Annotated in this window: 17 protein-coding genes and 2 pseudogenes; 2 read left to right on the top strand and 17 right to left on the bottom strand. The window is 37.5% G+C overall.

The features are described 5' to 3' along the window. Window positions 1–335: 335 nt before the first annotated feature. Window positions 336–1139, top strand: a complete 804-nt coding sequence (locus tag DXN33_RS02620; RefSeq protein ID WP_023946405.1) for a peptidylprolyl isomerase — start codon at window positions 336–338, stop codon at window positions 1137–1139. Window positions 1140–1195: 56 nt separating this feature from the next. Here DXN33_RS02620 and DXN33_RS02615 read toward each other — a convergent pair whose 3' ends face one another. The 7 genes from DXN33_RS02615 to DXN33_RS02585 form a co-directional block, all read right to left on the bottom strand. Further along, window positions 1196–2737, bottom strand: a complete 1542-nt coding sequence (locus DXN33_RS02615; RefSeq protein ID WP_000025378.1) for an ABC-F family ATP-binding cassette domain-containing protein — start codon at window positions 2735–2737, stop codon at window positions 1196–1198. A gap of 9 nt (window positions 2738–2746) precedes the next feature. Beyond that, window positions 2747–3220: a VanZ family protein gene (locus tag DXN33_RS02610; RefSeq protein WP_115904258.1), complete on the bottom strand. Its 474-nt coding sequence runs from the start codon at window positions 3218–3220 to the stop codon at window positions 2747–2749. Continuing rightward, the gene (gene rlmN, locus DXN33_RS02605) at window positions 3220–4305 is read right to left on the bottom strand and encodes a 23S rRNA (adenine(2503)-C(2))-methyltransferase RlmN (protein WP_000804760.1); all 1086 of its coding nucleotides are present in this window, start codon (window positions 4303–4305) and stop codon (window positions 3220–3222) included. Before rlmN ends, DXN33_RS02610 begins: the two co-directional genes overlap by 1 nt. 20 nt (window positions 4306–4325) lie before the next feature. Next, complete coding sequence (locus tag DXN33_RS02600; protein WP_001224347.1) at window positions 4326–4856, bottom strand: YutD family protein; 531 nt, start codon at window positions 4854–4856, stop codon at window positions 4326–4328. Between the two features lie 161 nt (window positions 4857–5017). After that, on the bottom strand, window positions 5018–5623 hold the full coding sequence (gene sodA, locus DXN33_RS02595) for a superoxide dismutase SodA (RefSeq protein WP_000974733.1): 606 nt from the start codon (window positions 5621–5623) through the stop codon (window positions 5018–5020). A 180-nt stretch (window positions 5624–5803) separates the two neighbouring features. Continuing rightward, window positions 5804–6841 (bottom strand): DNA polymerase III subunit delta, encoded by a 1038-nt coding sequence (gene holA, locus DXN33_RS02590; protein WP_115904257.1) that lies wholly within the window; start codon window positions 6839–6841, stop codon window positions 5804–5806. A gap of 32 nt (window positions 6842–6873) precedes the next feature. Beyond that, window positions 6874–7809 (bottom strand): dihydroorotate oxidase, encoded by a 936-nt coding sequence (locus tag DXN33_RS02585; protein WP_115904256.1) that lies wholly within the window; start codon window positions 7807–7809, stop codon window positions 6874–6876. A 227-nt stretch (window positions 7810–8036) separates the two neighbouring features. On the opposite strand from DXN33_RS02585, the gene gdhA reads away from it, so the two are divergent. After that, complete coding sequence (gene gdhA / locus DXN33_RS02580; protein WP_115904477.1) at window positions 8037–9383, top strand: NADP-specific glutamate dehydrogenase; 1347 nt, start codon at window positions 8037–8039, stop codon at window positions 9381–9383. 93 nt (window positions 9384–9476) lie between these two features. Here gdhA and DXN33_RS02575 read toward each other — a convergent pair whose 3' ends face one another. The 10 genes and pseudogenes from DXN33_RS02575 to DXN33_RS09665 all read right to left on the bottom strand — a co-directional run. Further along, window positions 9477–10121 carry a TetR/AcrR family transcriptional regulator gene (locus DXN33_RS02575; protein ID WP_049487258.1) on the bottom strand — a complete coding sequence of 215 codons (645 nt, stop codon included), beginning with the start codon at window positions 10119–10121 and terminating at the stop codon, window positions 9477–9479. 16 nt (window positions 10122–10137) lie between these two features. Further along, window positions 10138–11142 (bottom strand): NADP-dependent oxidoreductase, encoded by a 1005-nt coding sequence (locus tag DXN33_RS02570; protein WP_020903208.1) that lies wholly within the window; start codon window positions 11140–11142, stop codon window positions 10138–10140. Between the two features lie 345 nt (window positions 11143–11487). Further along, window positions 11488–12675 carry a site-specific integrase gene (locus DXN33_RS02565; RefSeq protein WP_115904255.1) on the bottom strand — a complete coding sequence of 396 codons (1188 nt, stop codon included), beginning with the start codon at window positions 12673–12675 and terminating at the stop codon, window positions 11488–11490. Continuing rightward, window positions 12647–12916, bottom strand: a complete 270-nt coding sequence (locus tag DXN33_RS02560; RefSeq protein ID WP_000450956.1) for a DUF3173 family protein — start codon at window positions 12914–12916, stop codon at window positions 12647–12649. The genes DXN33_RS02565 and DXN33_RS02560 overlap by 29 nt, the downstream gene beginning before the upstream one ends. Window positions 12917–13221: 305 nt before the next feature. Continuing rightward, window positions 13222–13443, bottom strand: coding sequence for a helix-turn-helix domain-containing protein (locus tag DXN33_RS02550; RefSeq protein WP_115904254.1), 222 nt, complete (start codon window positions 13441–13443; stop codon window positions 13222–13224). A 954-nt stretch (window positions 13444–14397) separates the two neighbouring features. Next, window positions 14398–14562: a hypothetical protein gene (locus DXN33_RS02540; protein ID WP_236616750.1), complete on the bottom strand. Its 165-nt coding sequence runs from the start codon at window positions 14560–14562 to the stop codon at window positions 14398–14400. 68 nt (window positions 14563–14630) lie between these two features. Continuing rightward, entirely contained in the window at window positions 14631–15287 is a 657-nt protein-coding gene (locus DXN33_RS02535; RefSeq protein WP_033685029.1) for an ATP-binding cassette domain-containing protein, read from the bottom strand. A gap of 4 nt (window positions 15288–15291) precedes the next feature. Then, entirely contained in the window at window positions 15292–17493 is a 2202-nt protein-coding gene (locus DXN33_RS02530) for a hypothetical protein (RefSeq protein ID WP_033685030.1), read from the bottom strand. A gap of 154 nt (window positions 17494–17647) precedes the next feature. Continuing rightward, window positions 17648–17809, bottom strand: a pseudogene (locus DXN33_RS09900) (hypothetical protein); the annotation flags it as partial. Continuing rightward, window positions 17798–17947: pseudogene (locus DXN33_RS09665) on the bottom strand (helix-turn-helix transcriptional regulator); the annotation flags it as partial. The pseudogenes DXN33_RS09900 and DXN33_RS09665, both read right to left, overlap by 12 nt. Between the last annotated feature and the right edge of the window lie 16 nt (window positions 17948–17963).

Below are 17963 nucleotides of genomic sequence, written 5' to 3'. Positions count from 1 at the left end.
TGATCATCTCAATGATACCATGAAAAAGAATATTCTGAAAAGCAAGGGAATCACAGGACTGTCTAAAATGAAAGCTATAGATCTGGACCAAGCCTTCATAACAACTTTTCAGAAGAAGAATTAGCAAGTCACTTTACCGTTCGTGGCTACAAATTGACTCCAAAGGGAGAGCAGATACTGAAACAGTACCAGGACATTGTCGACCGTCATCCAAAGAAAAATCTCTAATCAAGGGATTTTCTGGTTGGCTCCTCTAAAACTACCTTGTCACTAATATTTGAAATCCCCTTCTTTTTAGGGTACAATGGTAGAAATGAATTTTTGAGAGGAACAGTATGAAAAAACTAGCAACCCTTCTTTTACTCTCCACTGTAGCCCTAGCTGGATGCAGCAGCATCCAACGTAGTCTGCGTGGTGATGACTATGTAGATTCTAGCTTGGCCGCTGAAGAAAGTTCCAAAGCAGCTGCCCAATCTGCCAAGGAGTTAAACGATGCTTTAACAAACGAAAACGCCAATTTCCCACAACTATCTAAAGAAGTTGCTGAAGATGAAGCTGAAGTGATTCTCCACACAAGTCAAGGAGATATCCGTATCAAACTCTTCCCTAAACTCGCTCCTTTAGCGGTTGAAAACTTCCTCACTCATGCCAAAGAAGGCTACTATAACGGCATTACCTTCCACCGTGTCATCGATGGCTTCATGGTTCAAACTGGAGATCCAAAAGGGGACGGTACAGGTGGTCAGTCCATCTGGCATGACAAGGATAAGACTAAAGACAAGGGAACTGGTTTCAAAAACGAGATTACTCCTTATCTCTATAACATCCGTGGTGCTCTTTCTATGGCTAATACTGGTCAACCAAACACCAATGGCAGCCAGTTCTTCATCAACCAAAATTCTACAGATACCTCTGCTAAACTCCCTACAAGCAAGTACCCAAAGAAAATCATCGAAGCCTACAAAGAAGGCGGAAACCCTAGTCTAGATGGCAAACACCCAGTCTTTGGTCAAGTGATTGACGGTATGGATGTTGTAGATAAAATTGCTAAAGCCGAAAAAGATGAAAAAGACAAGCCAACGACTGCTATTACTATCGATAGCATCGAAGTGGTGAAAGACTACAATTTTAAATCTTAAAAACCAAAAGAAATACAGTATCCACATTCGGTACTGTATTTCTTTTATCCTCATTTTTAAGTTAGATTATTAAAATCCCAGATTTGGTCCATCCAGCCTTCATAGAAGTCTGGTTCGTGGCAGACCATAAGGATAGATCCCTTATATTCTTTGAGAGCACGTTTGAGTTCATCCTTGGCATCCACATCCAAATGGTTGGTCGGCTCGTCCAGTACTAAAACATTGTTTTCACGATTCATCAAGAGACAGAAACGAACCTTGGCTTGTTCCCCACCTGACAAAACCTGAATTTGGCTTTCAATATGCTTGGTTGTCAAACCACAACGGGCAAGGGCTGCACGAACTTCTGCTTGGTTGAGAGCTGGAAAGGCATTCCAGACAGCCTCTAGTGGTGTTTGACGATTGCCACCTTCTACTTCCTGCTCAAAGTAACCAAGTTCTAAATAATCTCCACGCTCCACTTCCCCAGCAATAGGTGGGATAATTCCTAAGAGAGACTTCAAGAGAGTTGTTTTCCCGATACCATTTGCCCCGATAATAGCAACCTTTTGATTGCGCTCAAAGGTTAGGTTTAAGGGCTTGGTCAGAGGACGGTCGTAACCAATTTGCAAATCCTTGGCTTGAAAGATAAAGCGCCCTGGTGTACGAGCCGGTTTGAAATCAAATGATGGTTTTGGTTTCTCACTTTGCAGTTCGATAATATCCATCTTATCCAATTTCTTCTGACGGGACATGGCCATGTTTCGTGTTGCAACACGCGCTTTGTTTCGGGCAACAAAGTCCTTAAGGTCGGCAATCTCTTTCTGCTGACGTTCGTAGGCTGCCTCTAGCTGAGATTTCTTCATAGCATAGACTTCTTGGAACTGGTAGTAGTCACCAGAGTAACGCGTCAGCTGTTGATTTTCCACATGATAGACAATATTGATCACATCGTTCAGGAATGGAATATCGTGCGAAATAAGGACAAAGGCATTCTCATAGTTTTGGAGATAGCGCTTGAGCCAATCAATATGCTCAGCATCCAAGTAGTTGGTTGGCTCGTCCAAAAGCAAGATATCGGGCTTTTCAAGGAGGAGTTTAGCCAAAAGTACCTTGGTTCTTTGCCCACCTGACAAAGAGGTTACATCCGTATCCATGCCAAAGTCCATGACACCAAGGGCACGCGCTACTTCGTCAATCTTAGCATCCAAGGTATAGAAATCACGACTCTCTAAACGGTCTTGAAGTTCGCCAACTTCTTCCATGAGAGCATCAACATCAGCTCCATCTTCAGCCATTTCCATATAGAGGTCATTGATACGGGCTTCAGCTTTGAATAGCTCATCAAAGGCCGTACGGAGAACATCGCGTACCGACTGCCCTTCAGCAAGAACGGAGTGCTGATCCAAGTAACCGGCAGTCACATATTTGGACCACTCAACCTTCCCTTCATCTGGCAGCATTTTACCAGTCACGATACTCATAAAGGTTGATTTTCCTTCACCATTGGCACCGACCAGGCCAATATGTTCTCCCTTGAGGAGACGGAAGGACACATCTTCAAAAATTGCACGGTCACCAAAACCGTGACTCAAATTTTTAACTTCTAAAATACTCATTTTAATTCCTTATCTTGTTTTATGTAATTGTTTATAGAGGAGCCAAGCCAGATAGCCACCCAAGGTATTGGTCCACAAATCATCAATCTCAAAGACTCGATTAAAATCAAAGAAAAAGTCCAAGACCAACTGCGTACACTCGATTCCAAGACTCACTAGAAAACTGAAAAGAAGGACCTTTTTTGTTTTCCGCAAGTTTGGAAGGAGATAAAGGAGTTGGAAAATCAGAGGAAAAAGTAAGAAGACATTGAGGATATTTTGTAGAAAAATCCAATATAATTGTCCAATGTCACTCACTTCACCTAGTTTCCAGAGAGAATTGAAAGGAGTCAAAAGAAAAACCAGGCGTCCAAGATGCTGAATACCTGGAGTTTCCACTCCCACGGGAGATTGTTCTTGAGGAGTAAAGCAAAAATAGACGATACAAATGCTATAGAAAATGACTCCCCAGACCAAAACATGATTATAACTCTTCTTCATCATTAAGGATTGACTGCTGCGACTGCTTTCTGGCGGTCACGTTTCATTGTATTGGAACGCAATTGTCCACAAGCTGCATCAATATCAGTACCATGCTCTTGACGAACAACACAGTTAACCCCTTTTTTCTTAAGCGTATCATAAAAGGCCAGGACGCGCTCTTTAGGACTACGGCTATATTGGTCATGCTCACTAACTGGGTTATAAGGAATCAAGTTTACATAAGACAATTTCTTGATGTTCTTGAGCAATTCAGCCAATTCCAAGGCTTGTTCTACACCGTCATTGACTTCATTGAGCATGATATACTCAAAGGTCACACGACGATTAGTTGTCTCAATGTAGTACTCAATAGCCGCAAAGAGTTTTTCAATCGGAAAGGCACGGTTAATCTTCATGATGCTTGAGCGCAATTCATTGTTAGGTGCGTGAAGGGAAACTGCAAGATTGACCTGAACTCCTTCATTAGCAAAGTCACGAATTTTATGGGCCAAACCTGAGGTTGAAACCGTGATGTGACGAGCACCGATGGCCATTCCTTTATCATCATTGATAGTACGAACGAAATTCAAGACATTATTGTAATTATCAAATGGTTCACCAATTCCCATGACAACAATATGGCTGACGCGTTCGTCCTGACCACGCTCATCAAAGTATTTCTGAACCAGCATGATTTGCGCTACGATTTCACCGTTATTGAGGTCACGTTGCTTCTTAATTAAACCAGAGGCACAGAAGGTACAGCCGATATTACATCCGACCTGAGTGGTCACACAGACAGATAAACCGTAATGTTGACGCATGAGTACTGTCTCAATCAACATGCCATCTGGCAATTCAAAAAGATATTTAACTGTCCCATCAGCAGACTCTTGAACGATACGTTGTTTCAAGGGATTGACCACAAACTGGTCATTAAGTTTAGCAATCAAATCCTTAGAAAGGTTGGTCATCTCTTCAAATGACTGGACACGTTTACGGTAAAGCCATTCCCAAATTTGGTCTGCACGGAATTTCTTTTCTCCCTGCTCCAAAACCCATTCCTGCATGGTTTGACGTGTTAAACTATAAATTGACGGTTTCATTTCTTCTCCTTATTCTCTACTCACTTCTGACGAATGACAAAATGACGTTGCCCCTTGTCCTCTTTCTGAGAATGCTGGTCTTTCTGACGACGTCTATTTTTCTTATCTGCATTCGGTTTTCGTTTGGTTTGAGTCGGTTTCTTTCCTTTTCTAGAAGGCTGTTCTTCTTCCTTCTTACGCATTTTCTTGTCAAATGATGCTCGCTTAGGGGCTTCATTTGATAAGACAAAATAGGCACAACCATAACTACAATACTCTAAAAGGTAGTCTTGTAAACGACTGATTTTTTCAAGTTTTTCTTCTGTTCGATCATCCTTGTAAAAACCTCGTAGGCGAAGCTGTTCGTTGCTCCAGTCTCCCACGATATAATCAAACTTGGTTAAGACTTCTGAAAAACGCTGATTAAAAGCCGTCACATCAAAGGCATCCTTGATATTTTCCACCAAGGAAAAAGCTATCCCTTCCGTTTCAACCTTGTCCCCATGTAAATGGAACTCAGGACCAGGAAACTTGTTATAGTTGTATAATTCAGGTGCAATTTCTTTTCGCATAGATATCCTTTTTCCACGATTACTTAATACTTTATTCTACCATAATTTCTAGCAGTTAGCACGTTTCTCATAAAAATGAAAAAAGTCTGACGATTTTGTCAGACCAAAATAATATAACCTTAAAAAGAGAAGAACAATTCTTCCCTCCATATATCATATCATTATTTAGCAGCTGCGTACAATTCATCTACTTTGTTCCAGTTGATCACTGAGAAGAAAGCTTTGATGTAGTCAGGACGCACGTTGCGGTATTTCACGTAGTAAGCATGTTCCCAAACGTCCAAGCCCAAGATTGGTTTTTTACCTTCTGAGATTGGTGTGTCTTGGTTTGCTGTTGAAGTCACTTCAAGTTTACCTTCTTTGTTGACAACCAACCATGCCCAGCCAGAACCGAAACGAGTTGTTGCTGCTGCAGTAAAGGCTGCTTGGAATTCTTCAAATGAACCAAATGTTGCATCGATTGCTGCTGCAAGTTCTGCTGAAGGAGCTGTTTTCTCAGGAGTCATCAATTCCCAGAAAAGAGCGTGGTTCAAGTGTCCACCACCGTTGTTGATAAGTGCTTGACGGATATCAGCTGGGATAGATTCTACATCAGCAAGCAAGGCTTCAAGATCTTCACCGATTTCAGGGTGTTTTTCAAGAGCTGCATTAGCATTGTTGACATAAGTTTGATGGTGTTTGTCATGGTGCAAGTGCATTGTTTCCGCATCGATGTATGGTTCCAAAGCGTCGTATGCATATGGAAGATCTGGTAAGATAATAGCCATCTGTAATACCTCTTTTTCTTTCTATATGAAAATGATAACGCAAACATTCACTTTTTTCAAGTTTTTTGCTTATAGATGAAAAAATCACTGAAATACTTTCTAATAATACTCAAGGAAAATCAGCAAGAAACCCATGACAAAATAATAATCTTGACATGGGTTGTAGTTTCAAAAATAGTATCAATTTACCTGACTAGCAATCTGTAAGAGTGCCTTTTCAAAAAGGAAACTCTTTTCATAGAGACCTGTCTTAATCTGATAGTCTGTCTCAATCAAATAAGAAATAGCTTGATTCAAAAAGCTCAAGGAAAGTCCTCGTGAATCCCTCAGCGCAAACTTGATTTGATAGGGATTTGGATTGCGTCCGAGAAAACTTCCTAGACTACTTGCAATCTGAGATTCTGCTTGCCCAGACTCCGCCAAAATTTTCACCTGAGTAAAAGTTCGAAATTGTCCTAGCATGACTGCAATCAGTTTGATTTCATCTTCCCCTTGCAAGGTCAAGTCTCTAACCAAATAGCGCGCCTGATCCATCTTTTTAGTCAGAATAAACTGAGTTAAATCAAAAATATTGTCCTGTAAGGTCTTGGGAATTGCGTTAACAATATCCTCTTCCTCGATAACAGAGTCTTCCTTATAGGACTGTAAAAAGAGGAGATTTTTCTGGATTTCGCTAAATTGAAAACCTGACTTGACGAGGAGATTTTCAAAAGAATGATTGGCAAACTGCAGACCTTGTTTCTGGCTCCACTTTTGGAAATACTGGCGCAATTCCTGTTCTTTGGCTTCTACTGCATCAAAGACCTTGGCATCACGCTTAAGTAATTTAACCAACCGTCTTTTGCTATCCAGCTTTCCTTCTGCAAAGATTATCAACTTGGTTGTTGGTGAAGGATTGTCAAAGTATTCCTCAAATGACTTGAGCTCATCATCTGTTAAAAAGCGCTTTTTAGCAGTCGTGATATCGACAAAATGATCCAATATCACGATTTTCTCATCCGCAAAGAAAGGAAGGCTGACCAACTCCAGTTCTACATCTTTGTAAACTACTTCTTTCATATCAAAGTAGGCAAAGTTGAGGTCTGCAGAATCATAACCAATCTGTTTCAATACTTGACTCTTCATCACTTCAAACTGACCCTGATCTGTCCCTGTAAAAAGGCTCAGGTTCGGTAAATTTGCTAAAGTCAACTTCTGACTCTCTTCAATGGCTAGCATCTTCTCTCCTTTCTTCTGATTTTTTAATGAATTTAATCAATATAGCGCAATTTCCCACGGAAATCTTCTAGGCTTTCGTAACCTTTTTCCGCCATGATTGCTTTTAGTTCATTGGTAATGCGGTCAAAAGCACTGACGCCTTCTTTGTGAAGTGTGGTTCCCACCTGCACCATACTCGCTCCACAGAGGATATGTTCAAAGGCATCACGACCAGTCAGAACTCCTCCTGTTCCGATGATTTGGATTTGAGGGTTTAAGCGTTGATAAAAGGCGTGAACATTGGCTAGAGCAGTTGGTTTGATATACTCTCCACCAATGCCACCAAAACCATTTTTAGGACGAATCACGACCGACTCGTCTTCTATATATAGGCCGTTTCCGATAGAATTAACACAGTTAACAAACTTAAGAGGATATTTGTTGAAAATAGCTGCCGCTTGGTCAAAGTGAACAATGTCAAAATATGGTGGCAATTTAATTCCCAGAGGTTTGGTGAAGTAGGCAAATACCTCTGCCAAAATCCGGTCTGTTGTCTCAAAATCATAGGCAATCTGAGGTTTACCTGGAACATTTGGACAGGAGAGGTTTAGCTCAGTCAGACCACGAAACTCACTCTCTTGGACTTTTTTCAATATAGTATGGGTTTCCTCTGGAGACATGCCGACTAGAGATAAGAAGAAAGTTCTATTTGGCTCTTTTTCCTGCAAGTCCAAAAGATAGTCCAAATAATAGTCTAAGCCATTATTCGGTAATCCCATAGAGTTGATAGAACCAAGTGGAACATCTTGATAGCGTGGCTCAGGGTTTCCCTGACGAAAGTCCAAGGTCGCTGTCTTAGTCACAAAAGTTCCTGCCACTGAGTTTTTAACCCCTTCCAGCTCCTCTACCGTCATACAAGCCACACCTGCTGCATTCATCAAACAATTGTCAAACTCAAAACCAGCAATTTGCGTTTTCGTTGATACCATGATTCTGATCCTCCAGATTCCTTTTATTGCTAATATTATACCATATTTTCAGATTTTCTCTTTGAGAAAGATATTTACAAGAAAAAGGTTCGTTTTTATCTATTTTTAAAAAGTCTCAAAACTAAATTGATAGAATTTTTAGAAAATTTTTGTTTTTTCTCTTTACAGTTAAAAAAAATTCTGCTATAATGACACACATAATTAAATTAGAATTTAAGGAGAACGATATGACATCTGCTAAAGAATATATCCAAAGCGTGTTTGAAACTGTAAAAGCTCGTAACGGGCACGAGGCTGAGTTCCTTCAAGCTGTTGAAGAATTTTTCAACACTTTAGAACCTGTATTTGAAAAACACCCTGAGTATATCGAAGAAAATATCTTGGCACGTATTACTGAGCCAGAGCGCGTGATTTCTTTCCGTGTTCCTTGGGTTGACCGTGATGGAAAAGTTCAAGTAAACCGCGGTTACCGTGTTCAATTCAACTCAGCTGTTGGACCATACAAAGGCGGACTTCGTTTCCACCCAACTGTAAACCAAGGGATTTTGAAATTCCTCGGATTTGAACAAATCTTTAAAAACGTTTTGACTGGACTTCCAATCGGTGGAGGTAAAGGTGGATCAGACTTCGATCCTAAAGGTAAAACAGATGCTGAAGTGATGCGCTTCTGCCAAAGCTTCATGACTGAATTGCAAAAACACATCGGACCATCACTTGACGTACCTGCTGGTGATATCGGTGTAGGTGGACGCGAAATTGGTTACCTTTACGGTCAATACAAACGTCTTAACCAATTTGATGCTGGTGTCTTGACTGGTAAACCTCTTGGGTTTGGTGGTAGCTTGATTCGTTCAGAAGCAACTGGTTACGGTTTGGTTTACTACACTGAAGAAATGCTCAAAGCTAACGGTAATAGCTTTGCTGGTAAGAAAGTGGTCATTTCAGGTTCTGGTAACGTTGCTCAATACGCGCTTCAAAAAGCAACTGAACTTGGTGCAACTGTTATCTCTGTATCTGACTCAAATGGTTATGTCATCGATGAAAATGGTATCGACTTCGATCTATTGGTTGATGTTAAAGAAAAACGTCGCGCTCGTTTGACTGAGTATGCTGCTGAAAAAGCAACTGCAACATATCACGAAGGTTCTGTATGGACTTACGCTGGAAACTATGACATTGCGCTTCCATGTGCGACTCAAAACGAAATCAACGGTGAAGCAGCTAAACGCTTAGTTGCTCAAGGCATTATCTGTGTATCTGAAGGTGCCAACATGCCAAGCGACCTTGATGCCATCAAAGTTTACAAAGAAAATGGTATTTTCTACGGACCTGCCAAAGCTGCCAATGCCGGTGGTGTAGCCGTTTCAGCCCTTGAAATGAGCCAAAACAGTCTTCGCCTTTCATGGACTCGTGAAGAAGTTGATGGACGTCTCAAAGACATCATGACAAACATCTTCAATACAGCTAAAACAACTTCAGAAACATATGGTCTTGATAAAGACTACCTTGCAGGAGCTAACATTGCTGCCTTTGAAAATGTAGCAAACGCTATGATTGCCCAAGGTATTGTTTAAGATTCATTTGCTTAATCCTCAATCGCTTCGATTGGGGATTTTTATGTTGAATCCAAAAAACTCACCATTAACAGTGAGTTTTAACATCAGAATTTATTTTACTTTCATTAGGGCAGATGACAAACATTCAACAATCTCATCAACTGCTTCATCTATGTTTATAGTTCCTTCATCATTCAACATCATGGGAATAAGATAAGAAAAACTCAATGCTAAAATGTATCGAACAATTCTTTCATTTGACCAATTTAGAATAAGTCCTTTTTCTTTAAATTGATTTAAAACAGGGCTAATTGGTTCTATTATAGATTGAACAATAATATTTCCTAACTGGATAGAAAGATTTTTATCAATAAAAGAACGCCCCAAGAGAATTTTAACATGCATTTGATTCTTCTGAATGAAAAAGAGCCTATCTCGAACAATACTTTTTAAAAAGAAGGGAAAAGTTTCTTGATCTACTGTGAATTTTTTTTCTGAGAAATCCGCAATTACTTCTGGAATAACCTGTTCTAGAAAAGTAGATAAAATGACTTCTAAAATACCTTCCTTTGTTTTAAAGTAACTAAAAACAGTTCCTTCTGACACTCCAGCGCGTTCGGCAATAAGGCTGGACGTTGTATTCTCAAATCCAATTTCTGAGAATAATTTTAAGCTTGATAATAATACTCGACGTTGTTTCAAGCTCAAGTTGCTAACTTCTAACGTCTGAGCATACTTTTGTTCTAAACTTTCCATCGCTAGCACCTCTCTTCTACTCTCTTACTTTTACGACTTTTTTGCCTCGACTGTGTCCCATTTTCAGACTACGATAGGCTTCTCTAACTGACTTTAGAGAAAAGTCATACACTTGATCAATTTTCAGCTGAATCTTCCCGTCTGAGACCATTTCAGCTAAAGTGCTAAAATCATCATATGTGGAATGTCTCGGACCAGTAAACTGAGCACCTTTTATCATAACATAGGGTGAAGGTACTAATGTCCCAATAGCTGTCCCCTTCAAGCCTAAACTAAAAGCCAATCTAACATAATCAGATCCATAACAATCCAAAAATTTTGTAATAGGCGTTGGACTAGCTGATAGAAGAGCCTTCTTGATATTCTCTTCGTAACTTACTGGTATAGCACCTAAAGACTTCAGATACTCTGCATTTTTCTTACTTGCTATTCCAATCACTGTCGCCCCCTTAGCAACTGCATACTGTACTGCAATACTTCCAATACCTCCTGCTGCAGCTGAAATAACAACAGTATCTCTTGAATTTAAACCGATTCTTCTAAAAGCCCCACCCACAGTTAGAGCAGCTACTCCCATAGTAGCTGCGTGAGTCATGTCGATCATCTCTGGTTTCAATACAATTTCTGATTCATTGACACAAATTTCTGTTGCTAAAGCTCCCCTATTAGTTCCCAAACCAGGATCGCTAATCATTGTTCCAAACACCTTATCTCCTACTGAAAACCTAGTTACTTCATTTCCAACTTCTGTAATATCTCCAGAAAAATCTCTCCCCACACCTCTTGGAAATAAAGATGATTTAGATTCAAACCAACGACTTGGTTTCCTTAATTTCGTTATAAAAGATAGAAATCGAAGGGGTTTCGCTCCCTCAAAAGTTTTATAATCAATAGGATTTAAACCAACAGCATGAACTTCTACTCTCACCTGATTTACCTCCAAGGCTGTAGAGTCTATCTTCAGCAAATCCAAGACCTCTTCGTTACCGAAACGACTGTACTCTATTGCTTCAACAACCATTTTCTTTACTCCTTAATTTCACAAAAATTGAGTGAACACTCATTTTTATAAATTATACTCTTAATTTGTAAGAAAATCAATATTATCGTTTGATAACGATTTATGACATGATACAAATATCTATCATTTCGATTTACCAATATGATTCTTTCAATCTAACTCTCCTCACTTTTAAAGATTCCTTTCCCTTTTTTGCCCCATGTAATAAAAAAATAAAAACCGCTACTCCTAAGAATAGCGGTTTAATCATGTTTTTAAGCTACTAATGTAGTTACTCTATTATTTAAGAGTAACAATTTGCTAATCTTATTTCCGCCCAGTATTAGTGGGTTAATTCCTCCATTTTCAACTTTGGCAGGAATTTGGTAGGTAAATTGATAATCCAAGATTATCTAAACTGTTTGTAATCTCTTCTGAAATTGTTGAATCACCTGAATAATACCAGTGACTATATGTATTCAACGTGGTTGACTTATCAGCGTGTCCTAATCGATATGAAACATATAAAGTATCCTTATGTAACACATTTATAAGATAAGATGCATGACTATGTCTTAATCCTTTCCCCGTAATTTCTGGTACACCAGTAATCTTAGCATGCCTTTTTATTATCCTAGAAATTGTAGACTTACACAAGGGGGCACCAAAACGTGATATTACATAATCTTTATCATCATTCTTGATTTGAACTTCTCGCCATTTTTTAAGTGTTGTAATCGTAAAATCATCTAAATCAATTTTACGATTCCCTGCTACTGTCTTTGTTTGTTGTTTAGCATACCATACACCGTTTTTATCTTTCTCAATCGTCGAATGAACATGAATCCATTTACGTTCAAAATCAATATCTTCCCATTTAAGAGCAATACCCTCACTAACTCTTAAACCAGTCATAAAATATAACCAGATCGTCGTGTAATTATGGAGTCCCTCATACTCACTAATATCAAAAGAGTTTATTACCTTCTTAAATTCATCAAATGTCCAAAATTTTGTATCAGGGTGCTTTCCTCTAGGATTATCTAATCCTTTAAAAGGAACTCTATCAATATAACCCAATCTTTCTGCATAGCCCAGACATGCTTTAAATCTAGACCACATATTTTTAGCATAGTTACTAGAATACTTGTCTATAATAGCTAAGCGAAATCTTTCACAGTCAATAGTACTAATATCTGATAATTTTTTACTACCAAATTGCTTAATAAATAACTGATGATGTGGTAAAGCGGTCTGATAAGTTACAAATTGAACTTTTTGTTGATAATATTTTAAATAAATCTCTTCCATAAACTCTCTAAAAGTTAGAAAACTATTATTAATAGTAGAGTTCACAAATTCATGTTTTAAACGAAGTATCTCTTCATATGCTTCCTTAAAAGAATTAAACGGTAGTCCCTGTTGATTTTTCCTTCCTTTCTTTTGAATTCTTTTCCCAGTTATTGGATCAACTCCTAATTCAATTTGAAAATAAATTTTTCCTTTTGAATCTTTGTATACACCTTTATATTTCTTTGTCTTTGATATAACCATTTTTCTCACCTTCTATATCTGAAAAAGAAATACCAATTAAATTTTCTACAATATTTTTAGGAGCAATGCCTAACCTTTTATTATCGAAAGGTGAACATCCTAATTGTACCGCATTCTTATCATTTTTTCTAGCTTCTTCAAACTTTTTTACAGCAATCTTTTTTGCTTGTCTAATAATATTTCTTGATGTGTGCTCTGGAAAACCAATCGCAACTAAATCTTTATAGTTTACTGTTTCCATGATTTTACTACTTCCTTTCTTAGATTTTTTCACCTCCATGGCATGACTGATGAAGTCATCATAAGAATTTCACTTGCTGCTCTTTTACGGTGGCAGCCTGAACGGTCAGAAGTATCATTGTATATCATTTGTATCATGGCATATAAAGTATCGCTCTATTTTATTGATGGTTTTAAAATCGCTCTTATCATGGCGAGCCATTCAAATCTGCTCCACAAATGAGGAAAGTACCATTTTGGACTATTCAATTGTCAAAGAACAAATAAAAAATCTCCTCATTTTCACACTCTATGCAATTGAGGAGATTATTTTCTAAAGCGAATTTTATCAGGAAAATCTATCAATCCCAATAGATAGTCTGTACTGACATCGTAAAAGTTTGAGAGAGTTACCAATACATCTGCCGTCAAGGCATGCTCACCCCGTTCAATTTTAGCATAAGCTGAGTTTGTAAACGAAAGTATTTTAGCTATTTGTTTTTGGGTCAAATCGTGATCTTCCCTCAAATCTCTCAAACGTCTGTACATCTAGCTTTCTCCTGAGAAAAGTATAATATATAAAACTAAGAAATCTTTCAAAGTGTCCAAACTGGACATTTTGAACTAAAATTAATTTATTAAACACTTCTCATAAGCATATCTATTAACCGTCTGAGAGCAAATATTTTATCAACTATTTAAAATTACTGACTTTCAAAAATTAGTCTTATTGTAAAATAAAGTGAAACACAAAAGACATGTTTATCTAATATATTATAGTCTCAAAAATATTACAAAATTATAGGAAAATGTTCACAAATTAATCATACAAGAACTTCTCTGGAAACAGGGACTTTTAACCCATTCACATAGATAAAATACACTATTTTATTCCTCCTTATATAAATTTGATAAGGTAGGAAATGGCGGTGAACGATTTTTCATAAAACTCTCTCAATTTTTAGACTTAACTATTAAGAGTGAAAAATCATGTATTTTTACCGCTGTTTTTAGAAAAATAAAAAAGCGATAGAGAAATTGCTATATCGCTTTTTTATTTTTCTAAGTACGTCTAGACGTTTTAAAACTCATGTTGTGATTGAATTACGTTCAATACTTCTTGCATACTTCCAGCCTTAGCATTAAATAAGGGCAATTGGTTATCGTAATATCCAATAGTAGCAATACCAGCACTAGTTGATCCCTGTATCCCTGAGTACGAATCTTCAATAGCAATTGTCATCCGAAACAATATAATCAAAATAATTCTTCAAATCCAGTTTTTCAAGACTTATTTCTATACTGAAACAACATCTTTCCAGAACTTCAATAATTTCTTTTTGTGTTAAATCATTATTTAACTAAGTCTTTGGAGGTAATACGTTTTCAAAGCTACTTTTTACCATAGATTTTGAGTCTTCAACACATATTACTAAGCCAAAAATGCTCTAAATTTTTGAAATTCTAACAAATCCCACTCAACTTCATAATCATCTTTGACTTTCACAATATCTTCCTCAAAATAACCATATCTAATAATTTATTACTAGCAATGATATGCAGACAAATGACATCATCAATATGATTTTCAACCAGTACATGTATTTTTAACTCCAAACGATTAGACAAACTTGACTGTTTTATAACATCGTATGTAAATTTTTTCATGTTTAAACTCTCCACCTTCGATATTCCATAATCAAAAGTAACCGTATCAAGTTCTAATAATGGTTGAGTTAATTTACAAGAACCGACTCCAGTGAAATGATCCTATCACATTGTCGTGCTTGCTCCATGTTATGCGTAACAACCAAAATTGTTTTACCAAATTGATCTCTCAAAGTTCGAATCAAATCAAATGCTTTTTGAGACATTTCAGGATCTAACGATCCGGTTGGTTCATCTGCTAGGACAATATCTCCGGGCTTTAAAATAGCTCTCACAATCGCAATTCTCTGCTGTTCACCTCCCGATAATTCATTGATTTTACTATTTAACCGATTTTGTAGACCAACAAATTCTAGCGTTTCCTTGATTCTCTGCTCTTTCTCCTGTCTAGAGAAATTCGAAAAAGTCATGGCAAGCATCAGGTTATCTTTCACACTAGATGTAGAAATGAGTGCATTGGATTGAAAAAGATAGTTGATGACATTCCTTCGATAATGAACTGCTGATTGCGAATTTACCTTAGGCAAAACTTTTCCGTTGATTAGGATTTTACCACTGTCAACAGTATCCAATAGTCCAATCATATTGAGGATAGTCGATTTTCCAGAACCAGAAGGTCCTACTAAAGCTACAAATTCATTTTCCTCAATATCAAAGCTTAAGTCTTTGAAAATTTCTCTTGAACCAAATTGTTTTGATACATTTTGTACTGAAATTCTAGACATGAGATTACTCCTTAAATGATTGTATGATACTCTCTCCTTCTTTACGGAACAAACTGAAGTAAAGAAGTATTATCTGAAAAGCAAATGTAGCTAGTGTCATGACTATTCCCAACTTAGACCCCACCAAGATAGAAACGATTAGTTCCATCACAGAAAAACTAATAATGAGAGAAAGCACACCAATATATCTTTTCCATGGTGAGAATCCCATAAAGTATTGGACATACAATTTTTCTTCAAATAACAAGCGGTACATTAAGACAAAACTCCAGAAAATAGCCATCATCGTAATGATGATAATCGCTATGATCGTGCCGAAAAGATAAAATGTATAACTCAGATCTTTTTGAAGACCATTGATAAAGTTCTTGACAGTTGTAAAACTCAACCGATTATCCGTTAAATCTGGAAACTCTGTTTCTAAAACGGACACTACCTGTTCCATCGTTTCCCTATCACGAATCTTCAAAAGACCATTATAGCCACTGACAACTAAGTTTGCCGACTCCATGAAATATAAATTCTCTGGTGTTGAGACAAAAATAACTGGATTCTCACTAGTTGTACCATAAGAAATGGAATCTGACCAAGTAAATATTGGTCGAGACGGTTGGTAAATCTTGAACATAAATTTCTGATTTTCTGTGAAATTAGTTTGTAAATCTCCCGGTTTTACAGTGACACTTTCCTGTAAATACGCCTTCATCACCTCAAGTTCTTCTGTATTGAGCGTGTTAGGTAGAAGATAAAGTCGAGTACCATTCCTCATCTCTAGCAACTCTTCATCACTTAGGGGAATACCTAGGTCTTGCAGGTAATTATAGGAGAATTTCAAATACCAAAATGGTTTTTTAGGGACATGCTGGTATGTCCCATAGACTGCATCAAGGTACTCCTGATTAAGAAATTTTCCTTGGGCAATATAGACACCTGGAAGCTCAGATATACGCTGGTAAAAGTTATACATACTGCGCTCAAGGGAATTTGTAGTTCCTGCATATGTACCTACATCATCTCCCTCAACAAAGCTGGATATAACGTACATATCTTCAACATTCTTCCACTCCCTAGATACTTTCATATTATCAATAAACTGATTCATTGGAGCATCTAAAGAGTAACTGACTGCGATTAACAAACCAGCTACCAAGGTATAGAATAACAAGCAGGTTACCATTAAAGGCTTCATTGGTAATCGTTTATGAATTGCGGCTAATGGAGAAACCGAATAAACAATAATCGTTGGAATAATGAATATCAATAGTAGCAACAAGACTGAGAGGCTGACTCCAGCAAAAACTAGAATAAACGATGATAAACCAAAACTAGACCAGCCTGACAACAACCAACTACATAAAGAGATAATTGGAATAATGTAGATTGAAAATAGTAGAGAATTTTTGAAAAAAGCAGACCATAATTCTTTTCTATCCCATCCTAAAAGAATCAATGTTCCGAAATGTTTAAAGGATTGAAGAACACAGATTAAGAATAGAATCAGTAAAATGAGGGCATTTACTATGATGCTGATAGCAAGTATTATTCCCCAAATTCCCTGATCAGTACTACTTCCAAAACTTTCTTTTGTCAAATCCTCAACAGAAATACCTGACATCTTTGAAAGATGTAACAGAAAGTTATCTCTTGAGACAGCATCGTGGAGACCATTGATATGGTATATCCCATTAATCGTATTAGTGTTTTGGAAAGTATAATCTAATCGTTCAATGACTACAGGCGTGCTAAATAATAAATCTGGAAGCTCGTAAAGCATATTATTTGAGCCTTTGTCAAGTCCAATAGTCATACTATTATCACTATGAGATAATAAATTTGCAAATTGTTGTTGTGAGACAACTATTTTACCCGTACTTTCAAAATCTGAAAAACCAGCAGAGCTACCAAGGATGTCTATATAAATCCTATTTGGACCTTCCCCTGTATCACTACTTTCAGAACGTTTTGTCCATATGGATAAGTCACTCTGTTCTAAAAAATAATTAAATACATCTTGTGATTGCTCTTCTGTTAACTTCTGAAGATAAACTGTTACGGTCCCGGAATGATGATTATAACTCTGCCATGACTGTTGATACTGTAAACCTGCTAAAAAAATTGCCACCAGAGCAAGTAAGACACTCTGGATGGTAATCAAAAACAGGATTAAGTATCTCATTTTACCTAATAATATGTTTTTGTATGTCATAGGTACTTACCTACAATTCCAGTAACATTCAGCTGTACCAGTTCCGATGAATTTAGAAACACGTGCTTCTACTCCAGGGGATTGCCAGCCTGAGAATGCCCCGTTAGCAGATGCTGAGTGTTCGTAAACACCAGACTGAAGATTTGAATAGCTCCAAGCCGTCTTTTTTGACGCCGTAATTCATCTTGATGAAAAGACCTTCCTTAACCACCTTATCAATCTGATACTCGGCTAGGACAACTTCAAACTCCTGAATCTGGTCATGTTTCTCTTTGACCTCCTTGTAGGCTGTTAGGAGTTCCTCACTTGAGAGTTTAATCAAGTAATCAATCGAAATCTGGCGTTGACCAGATTCGATTTTAGAATATGCCGACTGACTACATGATAAATATTTAGCAAGATACTCTTGCGTATAATCATAATCTTCTCTAAGATCCCTGACACGCCTATACATTCGTTTACTTCTAAGA

Origin of the sequence: Streptococcus sp. NM (assembly GCF_003390135.1) — a bacterium.
Taxonomy (GTDB): domain Bacteria; phylum Bacillota; class Bacilli; order Lactobacillales; family Streptococcaceae; genus Streptococcus.
Note: the sequence above shows the minus strand (reverse complement) of the source record. Positions and strands in the feature narration are given on the sequence as shown.

Coding starts and splice junctions, on each gene's coding strand:
- sodA (WP_000974733.1), bottom strand. CDS start 5,623: ATGGCTATTATCTTACCAGATCTTCCATATGCATACGACGCTTTGGAA.
- DXN33_RS02560 (WP_000450956.1), bottom strand. CDS start 12,916: ATGGAAACAGTAAACTATAAAGATTTAGTTGCGATTGGTTTTCCAGAG.
- DXN33_RS02600 (WP_001224347.1), bottom strand. CDS start 4,856: ATGCGAAAAGAAATTGCACCTGAATTATACAACTATAACAAGTTTCCT.
- DXN33_RS02620 (WP_023946405.1), top strand. CDS start 336: ATGAAAAAACTAGCAACCCTTCTTTTACTCTCCACTGTAGCCCTAGCT.
- DXN33_RS02565 (WP_115904255.1), bottom strand. CDS start 12,675: ATGGTTATATCAAAGACAAAGAAATATAAAGGTGTATACAAAGATTCA.
- DXN33_RS02530 (WP_033685030.1), bottom strand. CDS start 17,493: ATGACATACAAAAACATATTATTAGGTAAAATGAGATACTTAATCCTG.
- DXN33_RS02535 (WP_033685029.1), bottom strand. CDS start 15,287: ATGTCTAGAATTTCAGTACAAAATGTATCAAAACAATTTGGTTCAAGA.
- DXN33_RS02610 (WP_115904258.1), bottom strand. CDS start 3,220: ATGATGAAGAAGAGTTATAATCATGTTTTGGTCTGGGGAGTCATTTTC.
- DXN33_RS02550 (WP_115904254.1), bottom strand. CDS start 13,443: ATGTACAGACGTTTGAGAGATTTGAGGGAAGATCACGATTTGACCCAA.
- DXN33_RS02575 (WP_049487258.1), bottom strand. CDS start 10,121: ATGGAAAGTTTAGAACAAAAGTATGCTCAGACGTTAGAAGTTAGCAAC.
- DXN33_RS02540 (WP_236616750.1), bottom strand. CDS start 14,562: ATGAAAAAATTTACATACGATGTTATAAAACAGTCAAGTTTGTCTAAT.
- gdhA (WP_115904477.1), top strand. CDS start 8,037: ATGACATCTGCTAAAGAATATATCCAAAGCGTGTTTGAAACTGTAAAA.
- rlmN (WP_000804760.1), bottom strand. CDS start 4,305: ATGAAACCGTCAATTTATAGTTTAACACGTCAAACCATGCAGGAATGG.
- DXN33_RS02585 (WP_115904256.1), bottom strand. CDS start 7,809: ATGGTATCAACGAAAACGCAAATTGCTGGTTTTGAGTTTGACAATTGT.
- holA (WP_115904257.1), bottom strand. CDS start 6,841: ATGCTAGCCATTGAAGAGAGTCAGAAGTTGACTTTAGCAAATTTACCG.
- DXN33_RS02570 (WP_020903208.1), bottom strand. CDS start 11,142: ATGGTTGTTGAAGCAATAGAGTACAGTCGTTTCGGTAACGAAGAGGTC.
- DXN33_RS02615 (WP_000025378.1), bottom strand. CDS start 2,737: ATGAGTATTTTAGAAGTTAAAAATTTGAGTCACGGTTTTGGTGACCGT.